The organism is Actinoallomurus sp. NBC_01490 (assembly GCF_036227085.1).
Lineage (GTDB): Bacteria > Actinomycetota > Actinomycetes > Streptosporangiales > Streptosporangiaceae > Actinoallomurus > Actinoallomurus oryzae.
This window is the reverse complement of the sequence record NZ_CP109433.1, coordinates 8,203,076-8,220,684: the sequence shown is the minus strand read 5'-3', so window position 1 is coordinate 8,220,684 and position 17,609 is coordinate 8,203,076. Positions and strand designations below refer to the sequence as shown.

Below are 17,609 nucleotides of genomic sequence, written 5' to 3'. Positions count from 1 at the left end.
CTCCTGACTTCCCGGCGCCTGCCGATCACCCCACGGGCTCGGGCGGGAAGTCGCCCTGCGGGCACACTGGAGGCGTGCCACACGCCCTGTCAGAGACACGGGGTCCGGCTCCGTCGCTTCGCGGCGGATGCGGCGCGTTGCCGAACCGGCATCGGAGGTGGATCCATGAGGGGGGATCGCAAGGGATGCGCGGAGCGGCGCTCTTGGTTATGAACCGTCGCGGCCCGGAAGGGGGGCCCCTCTCACGCGTCGTCGCGTGCCGCACGCGGTGGTGCTGGTGGGCAGGCCCTGGCCGGCGGAGATGTTACGGACGGCGCATGGGGGGCGTCGTCGGTCAACCGAACATAGCAAACATATTTCGGGCCGTAAAGGGTAAATATGGACATCCCCCGGCTCTGACCTGCGAGAAGATCACATGGGCTGGTCTGTCAAGCCCGAAACCCCGGTGAAATAAGGGTTTTCAGCCGACAGCTGCTTGATCACCGAGCGTGATGATCTCGGTGTAGCGCTGCTTGATGATCTCTACGAGCTCGGGCGCGGCGCCGAGCGCCGCCGAGACCGCCGTCGCCCCGGCCGCGAGCGACTCGTCGCGGACCTTGTCGGCGAAGTAGCCGGGGGCGAGGAAGTAGGAGGCGACCGCGACCCGCGGAGCCCCGGCGTCCAGCAGCCCGCGTACGGCCTCGGCCGGCGTGGGGCGCGCGGCGGAGGCGTAGGCGGGGACGACACGCCGCCATCCGCGCCAGCCGCGGGCCATCCGGCCGATCGTCGCGTTGGCCGACGGGTCGCTCGACCCCGCGGCGGCCAGCACGAGGGCCGTGTCCGGATCGGGCGTCACACCGGCCTCGGCCAGCCTCCGCTCCAGGGCGGAGATCATCAGCGGGTGCGGCCCGAGCGTCGCGCCGTACCACAGGCGCATCCGCGGGTGGTCCCGGCGCACCTCGGTCAGCGCGCCGGGGATGTCGGTCTTGCTGTGGTACGCGGCGGTCAGCAGGAGGGGGAGGACGGCGGCCTCGCCGGCGCCGTCGCCGGCGAGCGCCCCCAGCGCCTGGCCGGGCGTCGGCGGCGCGTGGTCGAGGTAGGACGTCATCACCCGCAGCCCGGACCGGCGGCGTACGAGGTCGAGCAGGTCCTCGACCGTCGCCGCCGCACGCGGGTCCCGGCTGCCGTGCGCCACCGCCACCAGAGGCGGCGGGGGCGCGCAGGTGATCAGAGGTTGATGCCGCATTCGGACTTACCGGTGCCGGCCCACCGGCCGCTGCGCGGATCGTCGCCGGGCGCGACCCGCTGGGTGCACGGCTCGCAGCCGATGGAGGGGTAGCCGTCGTACTGCAGCGGGTTGACGAGGATGCCGTTCTCCTCGATGTACGCGCCGAGCTGCTCGTGCGTCCACCGGGCGAGCGGGTTGACCTTGACCTTCCCGCGCGAGGCGTTCCACTCCACGACCCTGGCCCCGCGGCGGTGCGCGGTCTCCTCGCGGCGGATCCCGGTGATCCACGCGAGGTACGGCTCCAGGGCGCGGTTCAGCGGCTCGACCTTGCGCAGGTGGCAGCACAGGTCCGGATTCCGGCCGTAGAGCCGGGGACCCAGGTCGCGTTCCTGCTCGGCGACCGTACGCGAGGATGTGACGTTCACCACGTTGACCGGGTAGACCGCCTCGACGGCGTCACGGGTGCCGATCGTCTCGGCGAAGTGGTAGCCCGTGTCGACGAAGAGCACGTCGATGCCCGGCCGGATCTTGGCGGCGATATCCACCAGCACGGCGTCCTTCATCGAGGACGTCACGCAGATCCGGTCGCCGAACGTCGCGATCGCCCAGCGGACGATCTCCTCGGCCGGGGCCTCTTCGAGGGCGTCGGCGGCCGACTCGACGATGTCGGTCAGGTCGAGCGCGGCGGTCGGGCGTTCGAAGGTGAGGGTCATCTCGCCCGCCCCCTCGGGTCGGCGGGGACGGCGGCGCTGAGCGCGCCGGTGCCGATGAACCGCAGCTTGAACGCACGGGTGCAGGCGCGGCAGTGCCAGCCGCCGTCGCTCTCGTACGGCTCGAGGTCCTCGTCGCCGCAGTAGGGGCAGTAGAAGGGGACCGCTCGTTCGGTCATCGAAGATCCTCCTGTTCCGCCCGCTGCACCCAGTCGGCGAAGGACTCACCGTCGTTCCGCTGGTCCTGGTAGCGCCGCAGGACCCGCTCGACGTAGTCGGGCAGCTCGTCCGCGGTGGTCTTGAGCCCGCGGATCTTCTTGCCGAAGGCACCGCCGACCGTCCCGCCGAGGTGGATCTGGTAGCCCTCCACCTGGTTGCCGTCGGCGTCGGTGACCAGCTGGCCCTTCAGCCCGATGTCGGCGACCTGGACGCGCGCGCAGGAGTTCGGGCAGCCGTTGAGGTTGATGCTCAGCGGCTCGTCGAAGTCCGGGAGGCGCTTCTCCAGCTCTTCGATGAGGTCCATGCCGCGCTGCTTGGTCTCGACGATCGCCAGCTTGCAGTACTCGATGCCCGTGCAGGCCATCGTCTGCCGCCGGAAGACCGAGGGCCGTACCTGGAGGTCGTGGGCCTCCAGCTCGGCGGCGAGGGCCTCGGTGCGGTCCTCGGGCACGTCGAGGATGACCATCTTCTGCTCGGTCGTCGTGCACACCCGGCCCGAGCCGTACTCCTCGGCCAGGTCGGCGATCACGTGCAACAGGTCGCCGTTGACCCGGCCGACCCTCGGCGCGAACCCGACGTAGTAGGCGCCGTCGCGCTGCCGGTGGATGCCGACGTGGTCGCGGCGGGCGTCACGGGGCCCGCCCGGCGCCGGCCCGTCGGGCAGCGTGTAGCCCAGGTACTCCTTCTCCAGCACCTCGCGGAAGCGCTCGGGGCCCCAGTCGTTCATCAGGAACTTGAGCCGGGCGCGGCTCCGCAGCCGCCGGTAGCCGTAGTCACGGAAGATCCCGGTGACCCCGGCCCAGACCTCGGGCGCCTGCTCGGGCCGGACGAACGCGCCGAGGCGCTTGGCGAACATCGGGTTGGTGGACAGCCCGCCGCCGACCCACAGGTCGTAGCCCGCCTCGCCCTCGTCGTTCACCACCCCGACGAACGCGATGTCGTTGATCTCGTGGACGGTGCACTGCGCCGTGCAGCCGGACAGCGCCGTCTTGAACTTGCGCGGCAGGTTGGAGAACTCGGGGTTGCCGATGTAACGGTCGTGGATCTCCTGGAGCTGCGGCGTGGCGTCGATCACCTCGTCGGCGGCGATCCCGGCGAGCGGGCAGCCGATGATCACGCGCGGCGTGTCGCCACAGGCCTCGGTCGTGGTCAGGCCGACGGCCTCCAGCGTCTCCCAGATCGCCGGCACCGACTCGATCTCGATCCAGTGCAGCTGGATGTTCTGCCGGTCGGTCACGTCGGCGGTGCCGCGCGCGTACTTGCTCGACACGTCGGCGATCGCCCGGAGCTGGGCGGCGTTCAGCCGGCCGCCGTCGATGCGGACGCGCAGCATGAAGTAGCGGTCGTCGAGCTCCTCGTCCTCGAGGACGGCGGTCTTGCCGCCGTCGATCCCCGGACGCCGCTGCGTGTAGATCCCGTACCAGCGGAATCGGCCGCGCAGGTCGGCCGGGTCGATCGAGTCGAAGCCGGACTTGGAGTAGATGTCGAGGATCCGACGGCGGACGTTCAGACCGTCGTCGTTCTTCTTGCCCTCTTCGTTCTTGTTGAGCGGTTCGCGATAACCGAGGGCCCACTGACCCTCGCCTCGCCTCCGCTGACGGGGTGGCATCGTGCGCGTCCTCCGTGGTGGATGGTGGACGCGGAGCACACCGGCAGGCTCGCTGCTGGCTCTACGCTGAGCTTGGAGGAAATCCGACACCGGCATACCGCGCGCCCATGAGGCAGTGGCGGCTGATCAGTGTCAACGACAGATGGCGCTGCCCACGCGAAGAAAGTCGACGTGCCGGCGCATCACCAGCAACGGGTTCGCAGCAGCCATACACCGATGATGACATGCCGTTCGATGGGTGTCCAACCTTGTCCGATATGCGGAACGGCGTCCCTATCTTTGGCCTCGGACCCTGTCACAGGTCCCTGGCGTTTCTCCGGCCTCTCGGCCCTCCCGGCTCTCAGCCCTGACGTAGCCAGTTGACCGGCGGCTCGGGCGCGTCCGGTTCGGTGTCCGGCTCGTCGCCTCCGGCCGGGGGCTGGTGCTGGCAGTCGCACCATGTGCCGCCACGGCACTCGTCGTGTCGCCGGTCGCGGCACGCTTCACAGATCATGTGTCCCATTCTCGCAGCACAGGCCGCACCGAACGCGGTTCTGTACGCTGATGCGATGGGTGTGGCGACAGAGGTGCTGATCCGTGACCTGAGCGCCGAGACGGCCGACCTCGACCGGCTCCTCGGCCCGGGCGTCTGGGACGTCCCGACCCCCGCCGAGGGCTGGGCGGTACGCGACCAGATCGCCCATCTGGCGTGGTTCGACGACGCGGCGGTGCGCGCGGTCACCACGCCGGAGGAGTTCCGCGCCGAGGCGCGGGCGGCCGCGGACGCCGGCCTGGACGCCGACGCGCTCGTGGCGGAGCGACGGTCGATGCCGGGGGAGGACCTGCTCGCCTGGTTCCGCTCCGCCCGCGCCGGCCTGACCGAGACGCTCGCCGCGGCCGACCCGAAGACGCGGATTCCCTGGTACGGCCCGGACATGGGCCTGGCGTCGTTCGCGACGGCGCGGCTGATGGAGACCTGGGCGCACGGGCAGGACGTCGTCGACGGCCTGCGGGAGGCCGGCCGGGACGCGGTCCGCGAGCCCACCGACCGGCTGCGTCACGTGGCCGAGATCGGCGTACGCGCCCTGCCCTGGAGCTTTATGGTGCGCCGGCGCCCGGTCCCGCGCGTGCCGGTGCGGATCGAGCTCACCCTGCCGGGCGGCGGCCCGTGGACCGCCGGGCCCGAGGGCGCCGCCGACGTCGTACGCGGAACGGCGCTGGACTTCTGCCTCGTCGTCACGCAGCGGCGGCATCCGGCCGATGTGGATCTGGCGGTCTCGGGCGCCGTCGCGAAAGAATGGATCGGTATCGCCCAGGCGTTCGCGGGGCCGCCGGGCACCGGACGCCGCCCGGGACGGTTCGCCTGAGTTCCCGACCGGCGGTGACGAGGGAAGGGCGGTGGATGGCCGGCACCTCCGCGAGGCGTACCTCCCGCCGGGCGCCCGGCGACGACGGGTCCCTCCGTGCGCCGGAGCGGCCCTGCGACAGGTGGCGCGACATCCCGCGAAGTGGTCGTCGCAGCACGTACCGGACGCGTCACGGCTACGGTAGACGTTCGTGACCACCCTCTCCGATGCTTCGGCGGGCGTTGCCGAGGTTTCGGTACGCGCCCGGATCCGGTCCGCCGTGTGGCGGATCGTCCGCGGTACGAGTGTCTCCGCGTTCCGCTACCGGGTCACCGGCCTGGCCGCCGAGGCGGCGTTCTTCACCCTGCTGTCGCTGCCGCCGCTCGTGCTGGGGCTGATCGGCACGCTCGGGCACTTCCGGTCGATGCTCGGCGACGACACGGTGGCCGACATCCGCACATGGGTGATCGAGAAGGCGCAGACGGTGCTGACCGAGCAGTCGGTGGACACCGTCGTGCGGCCGCTCCTCGACGACGTCCTCCGGGGCGGCCGGGTCGAACTCGTCTCGCTGAGCTTCCTCGTCTCGCTGTGGGCCGGCTCACGTGCGCTGAACGTCTACGTCGACACGATCACGATCGCGTACGGCCTGTCCGGTGTGCGCGGCGTCATCCGCACCCGGCTGCGCGCGTTCTTCCTCTACATCGCCGGGATCGGCGTCGGGCTGGTGGTCATCCCAGTGCTGGTCGCGGGCCCGACGCTCGTCCTGCGCTGGCTGCCCGAGGGTGCGCGGGTGGTGCACGTTCTGTACTGGCCGGTGCTGATCGTCGTCTCCATCGTGTTCCTCGCCTCGCTGTACCACCTCAGCGTCCCGGTGCGCACGGCCTGGTGGCGGGGGCTGCCGGGCGGCGCGGTGGCCCTGGCGATCTGGGCGCTGGGCAGCCTCATCCTGCGCCTCTACCTGGACGGCTCCGCGTCGGGCGTGACGGTGTACGGCTCGCTGGGCGCGGCGATCGCCGTGCTCGCCTGGCTGTACGTCACCGCCCTGGCCGTGCTGATCGGCGCCGCGCTCAACGCCGAGATCGACAAACTGTGGCCCGGCGAGTACACCGCGCGGGCCCGCGCCGAGGCCGCCGAGGCGCGCGCCCGGGTGGCGAAGAAGCAACTGCGGGCCGCCGAGCGGCGCGTCGAGGTCGCGGCGGCCGACGAGGCGGACGAGGACCCCGTACCGGAGGAGGACGCCGCGCCCCGGGAGGCGAGGGAGCCCCGGGAGCCGCGGGAGAGCGAGCAGGCCCGGCCGGAGTCCCGCAGCGCCTGAGAGACCGCACGGAACCCCACGCCCTGCTGTACGGCAGGCGGGGTTCTGGGCGCCGGGGTCAGGCGCCGGGCGAGGCCAGGCGGTCGACCGCGGACGGTGCGGGGGAGGGCACCGGGCGGGGCGCCGGGGACCGGCGCCGGGTTCTCGCACGTGCCGGGGGCGTCTCCGGACGTCCCGGGCCCTCCTGGGGGCGTCCGGAGCCGTCCTCCGCGTGCCCCCGGAGGTCCCCGCCGCGTCCCTTGCCGTACCAGGGGCGGGCGATCGGCGTCCACCGCGCGAGCAGCTCCATCGCGTCCGGGAGCGTCTCGGCGAAGATGTGCTCGACGACGTTGCCCGCGTTGCCCTCGAGCTGCAGCAGGAACTGCAACGGCGGCGTCTCCCGTGAGTACAGCGTCAGCGAGACCGGGACCGACGGCAGCTCGCCGACCTGGCACCACGCCTCGTAGCCCAGGTTCGCCACCGCCGCGCGCACGTCACCGCCGTACGGCTCGCAGATCGCCATCACCGGGTCCTCGCGCTCCATCCACGAGCCGTTGACCAGGCACCATGCGTGAATCACCTCGTTCATGATCACACCCCACGGTAGGCCGGGCGCGCCGTCCGTGGCGGTAACGCCACGCGGCGTGAGCGACTGTCGGGTATCCGGCCGGGGAGATCCGGGCGGGCTTGGGGATCAGTGCGCCGGCATGGGCCATTCGAGGCGGATTCGCGAACGTTCGGGGGAGGGCGGCAGGTCCTGGCGGGAGACGTCCGTGCCGCGTCCGCCGAGCACGCGGATCCGCCCGGCCACCTCGGTGAGGACGCCCGCGGGCGCGTCGAGGTGCATGACGAGCCAGGTGGGCGGCCTCGGGTCGGCGCTGATCATCACGTGGACGTCCGGCAGGCGCTCGCCGGGGACGAGGGCGAGGGTCCGGTGGACCAGCCGGGCGACCCGCTGCCAGGCCGACGGGTCGATCATCGCCTCGATGCCGTGCCCGAGCGTCAGCGCCGGGCACGTCCGGCCCGGGCCGCAGGCCCGCTCCACCGCCTCGACGATCAGTGCCCGCAGGCCCGATTCTCCGGCCGAGCCCTCGGGACGCAGGTCGAAGACCACACCGCGAAAGTCCTTGATCGCGCCGTCCAGGCCGTCGATGGCCTTGTGGACCTTGGCGACCGTGACGTCGGCGCCGAGGTTCGCCTCGATGTAGGTCAGCGCGGCGTGCAGGTCCAGGCCGACCGCGAACAGGCGATGCATCAGGCCGTCCGCCAGCCCCGGGGAGAGCCGCTCGCCGCTCTCCGCGGCGGCCAGGGGGACCGCCCCCCGGCCGTCGTCGTTCATCACCGGCCTTCTCGGTGTGGCCAAGGTCCATCCCTCTCTGTCGGCCGTACGGCTCACGGGCGGCGGGCCGCCCGTCGGCTGGGGGATGGTCCTGGGGGCGTCATGGATTTCGTACCCAATGCGGGTGTATCAACGCACATGCGCCCTACCCCGCGAATGACCGGTTCATACGCATCGTGACCGGGTGAGACGCGAGGGACGCCTGAGGTCGCCGGCCGCGATATTCAGGACTTTCGCCCCTGGCCCGGCTTCATCGTGTGACGCAACGTGTAAGTGAGAACCTGTGGGGAAGGGGGGTTCGGCCGCACGTTGGGGAGACGGGCCGAGGATCTCCAGCCACCTCGGCCGCAGGCTCAATGGCGAGTGACGGTGGCGGCCTGCCGAGGCAGGGCGGCACCGCCCGGCGGAGGTGGTCATGTCGTTCACGGACATCGCCAGCGCGCTGGCGGAACAGGGACGCTCGTTGCTTCCGATACCCGGACATCCCGTCGCCGGGACCGAGCCCGATCATCCGCCGCCGACCCGGTCGATGACCGTGACCGCCGATGACGGTGTCGAGCTGCACGCGGAGATCCAGGACGCCCCCGGCGCCCCCCTGACCGTCGTCTTCTGCCACGGCTACCTGCTGAACTGCACGAGCTGGGACGTCCAGCGCACGATGCTGGCCGGCAAGGCTCGCGTGGTCCTGTGGGACCACCGCGGCCACGGCCGGTCCGGCTGGGGCACGCCGCCCAACGCCACCATCGACCAGGTCGGGCGCGACCTGTTCGCGGTGATCCGGGCCGCGGCCCCGCGCGGACGGCTGGTGCTGGTCGGCCACTCCATGGGCGGGATGGCCATTCTCGCCCTCGCCAAGTCCCACCCCGGCATGTTCGGCGGACGGGTGGTCGGCGTCGTACTCTCCTCGACCTCCGCGGGAGGCCTGTCCACGATCACCGCGGGCCTGCCGTCGATCACGGCACCGTTCGTCGTGCGTCGCCTGGTACCCGCCACTCTCAGCCGGCTGCGGCGGCACGCACGCCTCGTGGACGGCGCGCGGCGGTCCGCGGGCGGCGCGACGTACCTGATCACCTGGCCCTACCTGTACGGCTCGCGGGTGCCCCGCCCGGTGGCCCGGCTCACGACGCGGCTCATGGCGTCGGTGCCGATCCAGGTGATCGCCGAGTTCTATACCGAGCTCGTCCGGTACGACCTGCACGCGGTCCTGCCGGCGCTCGGCCGCATCCCGGTGCTCGTCCTCGTCGGCGAACGCGACGTGATCACCCCGCTCGCGCACGCCGAGGCGCTCGTCGCCGCGATGTCCGGCGGGGAGCTGGTCGTGGTCCCCGACTCGGGCCACCTGCTGGTGCTCGAACGCCCCCGTGAGTTCGGCGAGCAGGTCTGGAGGCTGATCAGCCGCGTCACGCCGCCGAAGCTGGTCGCCGCCGCGTCCGTACCCGGCGAGCGGATCGCCAAGCCGGCCCGGGCCCAGCACCACCACCGCTCCTGAGCGCGTTCCCCTAAGAGCCGTCCTCGGGCCGCCGTACGGGTGGACCGGACGCGGGCTCGGCGGGCCTGCGGGGCGCGTACTTGGAGCGCAGCCTGCTCTGCTGGACCAGCCGGCCGAGGTCGTCGGCGGTGACCATGCCGACGACGCGGTGGTCGGCGACGACGACGGCGAGCACGGTGCCGGCGAGCGGCAGCCGCGCGGCCAGCGGCGCGGCGGGGTCCTCCGGCGCGGCCAGGTAGTCGTGCGGCAGCGCGACCGCGACCGTGTCGATCCGGTCGCCGGTGCGGGCCGGGGGCACGCGCGTGAGGCGCGCCAGGGTGACCACGCCGCACGGTTCGCCGCCGAACCCGGTCACGGGGAAGGCCGACTGGCGCGACCGCGCCGCGACGCTCGCGATGAACTCTCCGATCGGCCGCCAGGAGGGCGCGCATTCGGGCTCGGGGACCATCAGATCGCGTACCCGGACGCCCTCGGCGGCCTCCTGCGCCACCCGCGACCGGGCCTCCGCCCCGGCCGTCCAGATGAGGAACCAGCCGATGAGCATCAGCCACAGGCCGCCCGTCTGGCTGAGGAAGATCAGCTGGGCGACGCCGGCGCCGACGAGCGCGGCGCCCATGACCTGCCCGGCGATGGTCGCGACGCGGTCGCCGCGCGACCGCTCGCCGGACCGCATCCACACCAGCGCCCGCAGGATGCGGCCGCCGTCCAGCGGCGCGCCCGGCAGCAGGTTGAACACGGCCAGGAACGCGTTGGTCGCGCCGGTCCAGGCGAGCGCCGCGACGATCACGCCCGGCGCGCCTGCCGTCGAGGCGCCCTCCGCGGCGCCGAACAGCACCCCTCCGATGGCGAGGCTCGTCAGCGGGCCCGCGGCGGCGACGGCGAGGTCCGTACGGGCGGTCTTGGGCTCACCGTCGAGCTGGGCGACCCCGCCGAGCATCCACAGGGTGATCGAACGCACCCCGAGCCCCCGCCTGCGCGCGACGGCGGCGTGGGCGCCCTCGTGAGCCAGCAGCGAGGCGAGGAAGAGCAGCGCCGTGGGGATCGCGATGGCCCAGTACACGCTCGCGGGCCGGCCCGCGTCCGCGCGCGGCAGGACGTTCCCGGCGACGATGTCGGCGATCAGCACGAGGATCACCACGACCGACCAGTTGACCCCCACCGGGATGCCCGCGACGTGGCCCAGCCGGAGATTCTGCTTCATCGCCGCCTCCTCGACATGGTGACCCAGCATCCACTCTCGGCTCGTACGGACGGCCGGGGTACGTCCATTGGTCCCCGGTGAGCGGGCGAAGGTCGCAGGTGGGCCCGTCGGCCGCGGGCGGCACGCGGAGGAAGAGGGTGCTCCCGGCGCCCCCGGGGGCGGCGGGACGGGACAGGCGACGAAGGTCCCGTGGCGGTGGGACCTTCGGCCCTGGAAGGCCGTTCGGCCCTTGCGGAGGCTGAAATCAGGCCTGCGGGACGAGCGAGGGAGCCCGACCACAGAATCGAGAAGGAGTTAAAGGAGCTCCGACGAGATTCGAAGGAAGGGCTGAGAGGCCGAACGGCATAGCCGGTATCGGCGACCTCCACCACCTGAACCGGGTAATACCGGCGCAGGGAAATCGCCCCGCAGGTCTTTTCGTCGCCTGATCGAGAGTCCGTCCAGGGACCGGAACCCGTCGCACCAGCGCCCCTGGACGGCTCCCGGCGACGCCCGTTGAGGGACCCCGCGGGTGGGTAGAGCCACGGACAACCGGCTTTTCGAGGTGGTTCACCGTGGGTTCGAGCGGACATGGCGTACGACTGCCGTTCACCGACCGGACGGAGGCCGGGCGGGTGCTCGCCGAGCGTGTGGCGGCACTGGGCCTCACGGATCCGGTAGTGCTGGCGTTGCCCCGCGGCGGTGTCCCGGTCGCACACGAGATCGCCGAGCGACTCGGCGTTCCCTTCGACGTCCTGGTCACGCGCAAGATCGGCTGTCCGGGCCAGCCGGAGCTGGGCGTCGGGGCGATCGCCGAGGGCGGCGAGCCGGTCTTCGACGCCGACCTGCTCCGCCGCCTGGGCCTGACCGAACGCGACCTGGACCCCACCACCGGCCGCGAACGCGCCGAACTCGCCCGCCGGATCACCGCCTACCGCGGCGACCGTGCGCTGCCCCCGCTCAAGGGCCGCGACGTGGTCGTCGTCGACGACGGCCTGGCGACGGGCGGCACCGCCCGGGCGGCCCTGGCCGCCGTACGCGCGGAGGGCGCGAGGCGCCTGGTGCTGGCGGTACCGGTGGGCGCGGCCCAGACGGTGTGGGAACTCTCTTCCGCCGCGGACGACCTGGTGGTCCTGGCCGCCCCGTCGTCCTTCCGCGCGGTCGGCCAGTGGTACCAGCACTTCGACCAGCTGACCGACGGAGACGTGCTGTCCCTGCTGCACGCCCCCCACACCTGACCGGTGTGGGGGAGACGCTCGTCGAGTGCGGGGGAGGCGCTCTCAGAGAGGACAAGAGCCGGATCCGCCCTCGGCGGTACCGGCTCTATGGAAACGGCCCCGCGGGGGCGGGGCCGCAGGCTGCGCTCTCGCTCAGGCGGCGTTGGCGCGGCGCATGCGGCGGCGGCGCTCCGACGCGCGCTCGTCCTCGTTCAGGCCGCCCCACGTGCCGTACTTCTCCGGCCGGGACACGGCATAGTCAAGGCATTCTCCTCGCACGGGGCAGCGCATGCAGACCGCCTTGGCCTTGCGCTCGCGGATCTCCCGCTCCGGCTGACGTTCACCGTCCGGGCCGAAGAACAGGATGAGGTCCTCCCCCCGGCACTCGGCAGCGTCCTGCCAGCCCCAGCTAGGGCGGGGGAGGTTTGCCTGCCGACGTACCTGAGCCATAGAACTACCACCTCGTAGCTTGCGGGTGAGCATAAATTTCGGTCACGGGCGCCAAACGGTGAGTACGTGCCAAAAACTTGCAACGTCGAGAAGCGCCGTGATGTTCCCCGGAGAGCGCCGTGTCCTCTCAGGAACGGCGTACAGGGCCTCGGAGAGGTTACACGAGGGCCGTCGCGTTGAGAAGAGTCAGGTCCCGTTCAACATATGTTCGGATGTCTTCGCCGCATCCGGGACCGCACGCGCCCATCGGCCTCTGCTCCACCCGGAGCCTATAGCGTGCGGTGCCCGCTCGCACCACGGCGACGTCGCCGGCCACCGACTCCACGGTGACGTCCTCGACCCCGAGGACCCCCGTACGAGCGCGGACGAAATGCTCCGCCGCCTGCGAGGACTCGGCCTGGCCGCCCCGGCCGCGAAAGCCTTCGAGGACCACCCGGCCGCGCCGATATTCCTCCGCCGCGGTCAGCGCGCGCCGCTGGTCCAGGTCGCCGTAGTACAGGCCGTGGGGCAGACAGACGAGGTTCGCGGCGTACCGGTCGCCGCCCACATGTGTCGTCTCCCACACCTCGCCGAAGCGCTCGTGCAGGAACCGGGCGAGGGGCGCGCCGACGCGGGCGCAGCACGCGTTGTGCCTCCCGTGGGTGCACACCAGGAACACCGGGCCCGCGACCGGTACGCCGAACCCGGGGGCCAGCCCGGCGCCGACGGCGGCCAGGTCGAGATCGGCCAGCTCCTCGGGGTCCTCCAGTTCGCGCCCCTCCAGCCAGACGCCGCCGCCGGGGCCGGAGAACCCGGCGTACACCTGGAGCGGCGGTGTGGCGCGCCGCCGTCGGGGCGTCCGGATGAGCTGGGGGCGCACGCCGTGGCGCCGGGCGCGGGCGACGGCCTCGGCGAGCGGTGGAGGGAGCGCCATGGTGTCGACGTCCTCGCCCCACGGACCGGGGTGTTCGATGAGCAACCAGGCGCGCGAGCCCACGGTCGCGCTGGCCAGGCACGAACGCCGGCCGGTGTGGCACCCGGCGCAGTGCGTGCATCGGTCGTCCCGCAACGAACCCCCTTCACAGGCTTATTAGGTAAGACTAACCTAACTAGCTGCTGTCGCGCGAGGTGACTGGAGTCGCGGATGAACACAGAGTGAACACACGCCTCGGAAATCCCCGAAGGTATCGACGTGCGGCACCGTGCACGCTCTACAGTGTTCCCGTCCCCCCGAGACCGATCATGGGAGCCCCATGCGCACGCCCCTCCTGGTCGTGAGTGTGGCGTTGTTGCTGGCCAGTGCCGGTGACGCCCGCCCGACCCGCGGCGTCGCGCGCCCGGCGGCCATCGAGGCGTCGACCAGCGGATGCGGCACCGGCTGGGAGCGGCCTCACGCGGGCGGTCAGGTGCTCACGGTACGTAACGACGGCGCCACCGCCGCGGGCGTGACGCTCATCGATCCGGCCTCCGGGGCGGTCTACGCCGAGATCGAGGGCCTGGGGCCCGGGGTGACGCGGCGGCTGCACCTGTCTCTCGGCGTCGGCACCTACGCCTTCCGCTGCGAGGACGACGCCGGCGGCGATCCGGTCACCGGGCCGTCGATACGCATCGCGGGCGGTCGTGGGAGCAGCGCCGCCGTCCTGCCCGTGACCAACAACGACCTGTACGTCCCGGCACGCGCGTACTCCAAGTACGTCGACGCCGGGCTCGACCGCCTCATCGCCGCGACCGGCAGGCTGCGCGCGGCCGTGGACGACGGCGACCTCGACGCCGCCCGCTCCGCCTGGACGCCGGCCCACCTCGCGTACGAACGCCTCGGCGCGGCGTACGGCACGTTCGGCGACTTCGACGGCGCGATCAACGGGAGCCCCGCCGGCCTGCCGAAAGGCGTGCACGACCCGGGCTTCACCGGCTTCCACCGGCTGGAGTACGGCCTGTGGCACGGGGAGTCCGCCGCGTCGCTGCGCAAGGTGGCCGACCGGCTCGCCCACGACACCCGCGCCCTGAAGTCCGACTTCCCGCACCAGCGCATGGACCCCGCCGACCTGCCGCTCAGGGCGCACGAGATCCTGGAGAACACCCTGCAGTTCCAGCTCACCGGCAAGGCCGACCAGGGGAGCGGCACCACGCTCAAGACCGCGGCGGCCAACGTCGAGGGCACCCGTGAGGTGCTCGGCGTCCTCCGGCCGCTCCTGCGCGACCGCTACCCGGCCCTGCCGCAGGTCGACACCTGGCTCGACCGGTTCGACGCGCAGCTCAAGGGCAGATCCTCGGTCGACCGCCTGTCCACCACGGAGCGCGAGCGCCTGAACGGAACGGCGGGCCGGCTGCTGGAACTGCTCGCGCCGATCGCCACGATCGCCGAGCCGAGGCGCGTCTCATGACCGAGCGAAGCGAGGGAATCGAAGACGCGCCCCTGTGGTCACTCCCTCCGGCGAAGGAGGGCTCATGACCGAGCGGAGCCCCCACGGCGAGGGCGCGCCGCGAGGCGCGGGAGCGCCACGGAGAGACGGCGCGTCACGGCGCGAGGGCGCGCCGCGGGGCGACCGCCGGTCCTTCCTGCGCGGCGCCCTCGCCGCCGGTGTGGCCGGCTCGCTCGCCGGAGCGTCCGCGAGCGCCGCCGCCGCGCCGCCCGGCCGTGCCACCCCGCCTCCCGCGCGGCCGTTCCACGGCGCGCACCAGGCCGGCATCCTCGACCGGCCGCGGCCCCGGACGATCGTGGTCTCCCTCGACGTCATCGCGTCCGGGCGGGGCGAGCTGACCGAGTTCTTCCGCACCCTCACCGATCGCGCCCGCACGCTCACCGCCGGGGGCGCGCCGGACGACAGCGGCATCAGCGCGCCGCCGCCCGACTCCGGAGTGCTCGGGCCCGACGTGCCCGCCGGCGGGCTGACGGTCACGGTGGGCGTCGGCGCCTCGTTGTTCGACGACCGGTACGGCCTGGCGAGCCGCAAGCCCGCCGGCCTGAAGCCGATGCGGATGTTTCCCAACGACGACCTCGACCCGGACTGGTGCCACGGCGACGTCAGCCTGCAGCTGTCGGCCGAGGACGACGACACCGTCGTACACGCGCTGCGCGACATCGCGCGGCACACGCGCGGCGCGGCGCAGATCCGCTGGCGGATGAGCGGCTTCACCAGCCCGCCGCGCCCGAGCGGCACGCCCCGCAACCTCATGGGCTTCAAGGACGGCATCGCCAACCCCGACACCGCGAGCGGAGGCGAGATGGACCGCCTCGTCTGGGCGGACCGCTCGCGTGAGCCCGCCTGGACGGCCGGCGGTTCGTACGTCGTCATCCGGCTGATCCGCATGCTCGTGGAGTTCTGGGACCGGGTCGGGATCACCGAGCAGGAGCAGATGTTCGGCCGTGCCCGCGCGACCGGCGCGCCCCTCGACGGCACGCACGAGCTGGACGAGCCGAAGTTCGCCCAGGACCCGATCGGGAAGGTCATCCCGCTGACCAGCCACATCCGGATGGCCAACCCCCGTACGCCCCAGACCGCCGACAGCCGGATCCTGCGCCGCAGCTACAACTACGACCGCGGCGTGGACGCCGTCGGCGACCTCGACATGGGCCTGGTGTTCACCTGCTACCAGCAGAACCCCGAGCGGCAGTTCGAGGCCGTGCAGGAACGCCTGATCGACGAGCCGCTCGTGGACTACATCACCCCGTTCGGCGGCGGCTACTTCTTCGCGCTGCCGGGCGTACGCGACTCCGGGGACTTCCTCGGACGCGCGCTCCTCGCCTAGGTGTACGGCGGGTGAACGCCGTCGCGTGAAGACGCGGCAAGGATCCTTCAAGTCCGCATGGGGGCTTGTTCACCTGGGGGACACCTTCCATCACCGGGATCTTCGTCCCGATCCGATGGGATCCCCGCTGGACCGACGCGGCCCCCGGGTCTCCCTTTCAGGACCCGGAGCTTGATATTCCCCCAGGAGGCAAGATGGGTCCCGGCAAGTGGAAGAGACGGCGACCGGTGGTGATCGCCGCTTCGCTGGCGGCCGCCGGCTCGCTGGCCCTCGCGGCCTGCGGGACGACCGGTGGCGGGGCGACCTCGCTCACGGCTGCCGAGTCGCCCGTCCGTACCACGACCCCGATCAAGCACCTCGTGGTGCTGTTCGACGAGAACGTCTCGTTCGACCACTACTTCGGCACCTACCCGAAGGCGGCGAACACCGACGGCACGAAGTTCGTCGCCAAGAGGAACACGCCTCGGGCGAACGTGCTGAGCAAGAAGTTGCTCACGGACAACCCGAACCAGTACAACCCCAAGCGCCTCAGTCCCCAGCAGGCCCTCACCTGCGACCAGGACCACACGTACGGCCACGAGCAGAAGGCCGTCAACGGGGGCAAGGTCGACAAGTTCGTCGAGAACACCGAGAAGGACACCTGCGCCGCGCCCCTGTTCGGTGAGCCGGGTCTGGTGATGGACTACTACGACGGCAACACCGTCACCGGCCTGTGGAACTACGCCCAGAACTACGCGATGAGCGACAACTCCTGGGACTCGGTCTTCGGGCCGTCCACCCCGGGCGCGCTGAACCTGATCGCGGGCCAGACCCACGGCGCGTACGCCGTCGACCCGGTGACGCACGAGAAGGTCAGCGACTCCTACGTGGTCGCCTCGCCGGACAAGAACGGTGTGGGCACGGTCATCAACGACCCGGACCCGGCGTTCGACGACTGCTCCGGCAACAACCACACGTCCAAGAACAACCTGGCCGTGATGACCGGCAAGAACATCGGCGACCTGCTCAACGAGCGGAAGGTCACCTGGGGCTGGTTCCAGGGCGGCTTCCGGCCGACCGGCTCGGCCAACGGCTACGCGGTCTGCGGCGCCTCCCACGCGAACGTCGGCAGCGTCTCCGCGGTCGACTACAGCCCGCACCACTCGCCGTTCCAGTACTACAAGTCGACCTCCAACCCCAAGCACCTGCCGCCGTCGTCGGTCGCCGCGATCGGCCGTACCGACCAGGCCAACCACAACTACGACCTGACCGACTTCGACGCGGCCCTCAAGGCGGGCGACCTGCCGGCGGTGAGCTTCCTCAAGGCGGCCGAGTACCAGGACGGCCACGCGGGCTACTCCGACCCGCTGGACGAGCAGCAGTTCCTCGTGAACACGATCAACAAGCTGCAGAAGTCCCCCGAGTGGAAGTCCACCGCGGTCGTCATCGCCTATGACGACTCCGACGGCTGGTACGACCACGTCGCACCGAAGATCACCAACGGCTCCTCCGACGCCGCCAACGACGACCCGGCGCTGTGCGGCAAGGCCAAGGTGGCCGGCGGCCACCAGGACCGCTGCGGGCCGAGCCAGCGTCTGCCCCTGCTGGTGATCTCGCCGTACTCCAAGGTCAACTACGTCGACCACCACTACACCGAGCAGGCCTCGATCACGAAGTTCATCGAGCAGAACTGGGGCGTCGGCCGGATCGGCGACGGCTCGTTCGACGCTCGCGCGGGAGACCTGAGCCACATGTTCGACTTCCACCGGTCGAGGGCGGGCGAGCTCTTCCTCGACCCCAAGACGGGCGCTCGCCGGTTCGGCTGAGCCGCGCTCCCCGGGAGGCGCCTTCGTCCGGCTTCG

General features: G+C 71.9%; 17 protein-coding genes. 7 read left to right on the top strand and 10 right to left on the bottom strand.

Going from position 1 to position 17,609, the window contains the following annotated elements; translation table 11 throughout:
* Window positions 1–460 precede the first annotated feature (460 nt).
* From OG417_RS37920 to OG417_RS37900, 5 genes are all read right to left on the bottom strand, one after another.
* Complete coding sequence (locus tag OG417_RS37920; RefSeq protein WP_329239554.1) at window positions 461–1,225, bottom strand: sirohydrochlorin chelatase; 765 nt, start codon at window positions 1,223–1,225, stop codon at window positions 461–463.
* Window positions 1,207–1,920 carry a phosphoadenylyl-sulfate reductase gene (locus OG417_RS37915; protein ID WP_329239551.1) on the bottom strand — a complete coding sequence of 238 codons (714 nt, stop codon included), beginning with the start codon at window positions 1,918–1,920 and terminating at the stop codon, window positions 1,207–1,209. Before OG417_RS37915 ends, OG417_RS37920 begins: the two co-directional genes overlap by 19 nt.
* A complete protein-coding gene (locus tag OG417_RS37910) occupies window positions 1,917–2,096 on the bottom strand; it encodes an Insertion element protein (RefSeq protein ID WP_329239548.1) in 180 nt (59 codons plus the stop codon). The genes OG417_RS37915 and OG417_RS37910 overlap by 4 nt, the downstream gene beginning before the upstream one ends.
* The gene (locus tag OG417_RS37905) at window positions 2,093–3,745 is read right to left on the bottom strand and encodes a nitrite/sulfite reductase (protein ID WP_329239544.1); all 1,653 of its coding nucleotides are present in this window, start codon (window positions 3,743–3,745) and stop codon (window positions 2,093–2,095) included. Before OG417_RS37905 ends, OG417_RS37910 begins: the two co-directional genes overlap by 4 nt.
* A gap of 340 nt (window positions 3,746–4,085) precedes the next feature.
* On the bottom strand, window positions 4,086–4,238 hold the full coding sequence (locus OG417_RS37900; RefSeq protein ID WP_329239542.1) for a hypothetical protein: 153 nt from the start codon (window positions 4,236–4,238) through the stop codon (window positions 4,086–4,088).
* Window positions 4,239–4,293: 55 nt separating this feature from the next.
* Here OG417_RS37900 and OG417_RS37895 point away from each other — a divergent pair, with 55 nt between their 5' ends.
* The gene (locus OG417_RS37895) at window positions 4,294–5,091 is read left to right on the top strand and encodes a TIGR03084 family metal-binding protein (RefSeq protein WP_329239539.1); all 798 of its coding nucleotides are present in this window, start codon (window positions 4,294–4,296) and stop codon (window positions 5,089–5,091) included.
* Between the two features lie 190 nt (window positions 5,092–5,281).
* Window positions 5,282–6,385 (top strand): YihY/virulence factor BrkB family protein, encoded by a 1,104-nt coding sequence (locus OG417_RS37890; RefSeq protein ID WP_329239537.1) that lies wholly within the window; start codon window positions 5,282–5,284, stop codon window positions 6,383–6,385.
* A gap of 58 nt (window positions 6,386–6,443) precedes the next feature.
* On the opposite strand, the gene OG417_RS37885 is transcribed toward OG417_RS37890, so the two are convergent.
* Entirely contained in the window at window positions 6,444–6,953 is a 510-nt protein-coding gene (locus OG417_RS37885; protein WP_329239534.1) for a hypothetical protein, read from the bottom strand.
* Between the two features lie 105 nt (window positions 6,954–7,058).
* A complete protein-coding gene (locus OG417_RS37880) occupies window positions 7,059–7,703 on the bottom strand; it encodes a hypothetical protein (RefSeq protein WP_329239532.1) in 645 nt (214 codons plus the stop codon).
* A gap of 415 nt (window positions 7,704–8,118) precedes the next feature.
* Here OG417_RS37880 and OG417_RS37875 point away from each other — a divergent pair, with 415 nt between their 5' ends.
* Window positions 8,119–9,192: an alpha/beta fold hydrolase gene (locus OG417_RS37875; protein WP_329239530.1), complete on the top strand. Its 1,074-nt coding sequence runs from the start codon at window positions 8,119–8,121 to the stop codon at window positions 9,190–9,192.
* Window positions 9,193–9,202: 10 nt separating this feature from the next.
* Here the strand turns inward: OG417_RS37875 and OG417_RS37870 are convergent, their stop codons facing one another.
* A complete protein-coding gene (locus tag OG417_RS37870) occupies window positions 9,203–10,393 on the bottom strand; it encodes a site-2 protease family protein (protein ID WP_329239527.1) in 1,191 nt (396 codons plus the stop codon).
* A gap of 554 nt (window positions 10,394–10,947) precedes the next feature.
* Here OG417_RS37870 and OG417_RS37865 point away from each other — a divergent pair.
* Window positions 10,948–11,610 carry a phosphoribosyltransferase gene (locus OG417_RS37865; RefSeq protein ID WP_329239525.1) on the top strand — a complete coding sequence of 221 codons (663 nt, stop codon included), beginning with the start codon at window positions 10,948–10,950 and terminating at the stop codon, window positions 11,608–11,610.
* 132 nt (window positions 11,611–11,742) lie between these two features.
* Here OG417_RS37865 and OG417_RS37860 read toward each other — a convergent pair whose 3' ends face one another.
* Together OG417_RS37860 and OG417_RS37855 are read right to left on the bottom strand one after the other, a co-directional pair.
* Window positions 11,743–12,039 (bottom strand): WhiB family transcriptional regulator, encoded by a 297-nt coding sequence (locus OG417_RS37860; protein ID WP_285576288.1) that lies wholly within the window; start codon window positions 12,037–12,039, stop codon window positions 11,743–11,745.
* Window positions 12,040–12,196: 157 nt separating this feature from the next.
* Entirely contained in the window at window positions 12,197–13,087 is an 891-nt protein-coding gene (locus OG417_RS37855; RefSeq protein ID WP_329239522.1) for a sucrase ferredoxin, read from the bottom strand.
* Window positions 13,088–13,271: 184 nt separating this feature from the next.
* On the opposite strand from OG417_RS37855, the gene OG417_RS37850 reads away from it, so the two are divergent.
* The 3 genes from OG417_RS37850 (at window position 13,272) to OG417_RS37840 (ending at window position 17,573) form a co-directional block, all read left to right on the top strand.
* Window positions 13,272–14,402 (top strand): EfeM/EfeO family lipoprotein, encoded by a 1,131-nt coding sequence (locus OG417_RS37850; RefSeq protein WP_329239519.1) that lies wholly within the window; start codon window positions 13,272–13,274, stop codon window positions 14,400–14,402.
* A 64-nt stretch (window positions 14,403–14,466) separates the two neighbouring features.
* The gene (gene efeB, locus OG417_RS37845; protein ID WP_329239516.1) at window positions 14,467–15,768 is read left to right on the top strand and encodes an iron uptake transporter deferrochelatase/peroxidase subunit; all 1,302 of its coding nucleotides are present in this window, start codon (window positions 14,467–14,469) and stop codon (window positions 15,766–15,768) included.
* 194 nt (window positions 15,769–15,962) lie between these two features.
* Complete coding sequence (locus tag OG417_RS37840) at window positions 15,963–17,573, top strand: phospholipase C (RefSeq protein ID WP_329239513.1); 1,611 nt, start codon at window positions 15,963–15,965, stop codon at window positions 17,571–17,573.
* The last annotated feature ends 36 nt before the right edge of the window (window positions 17,574–17,609 follow it).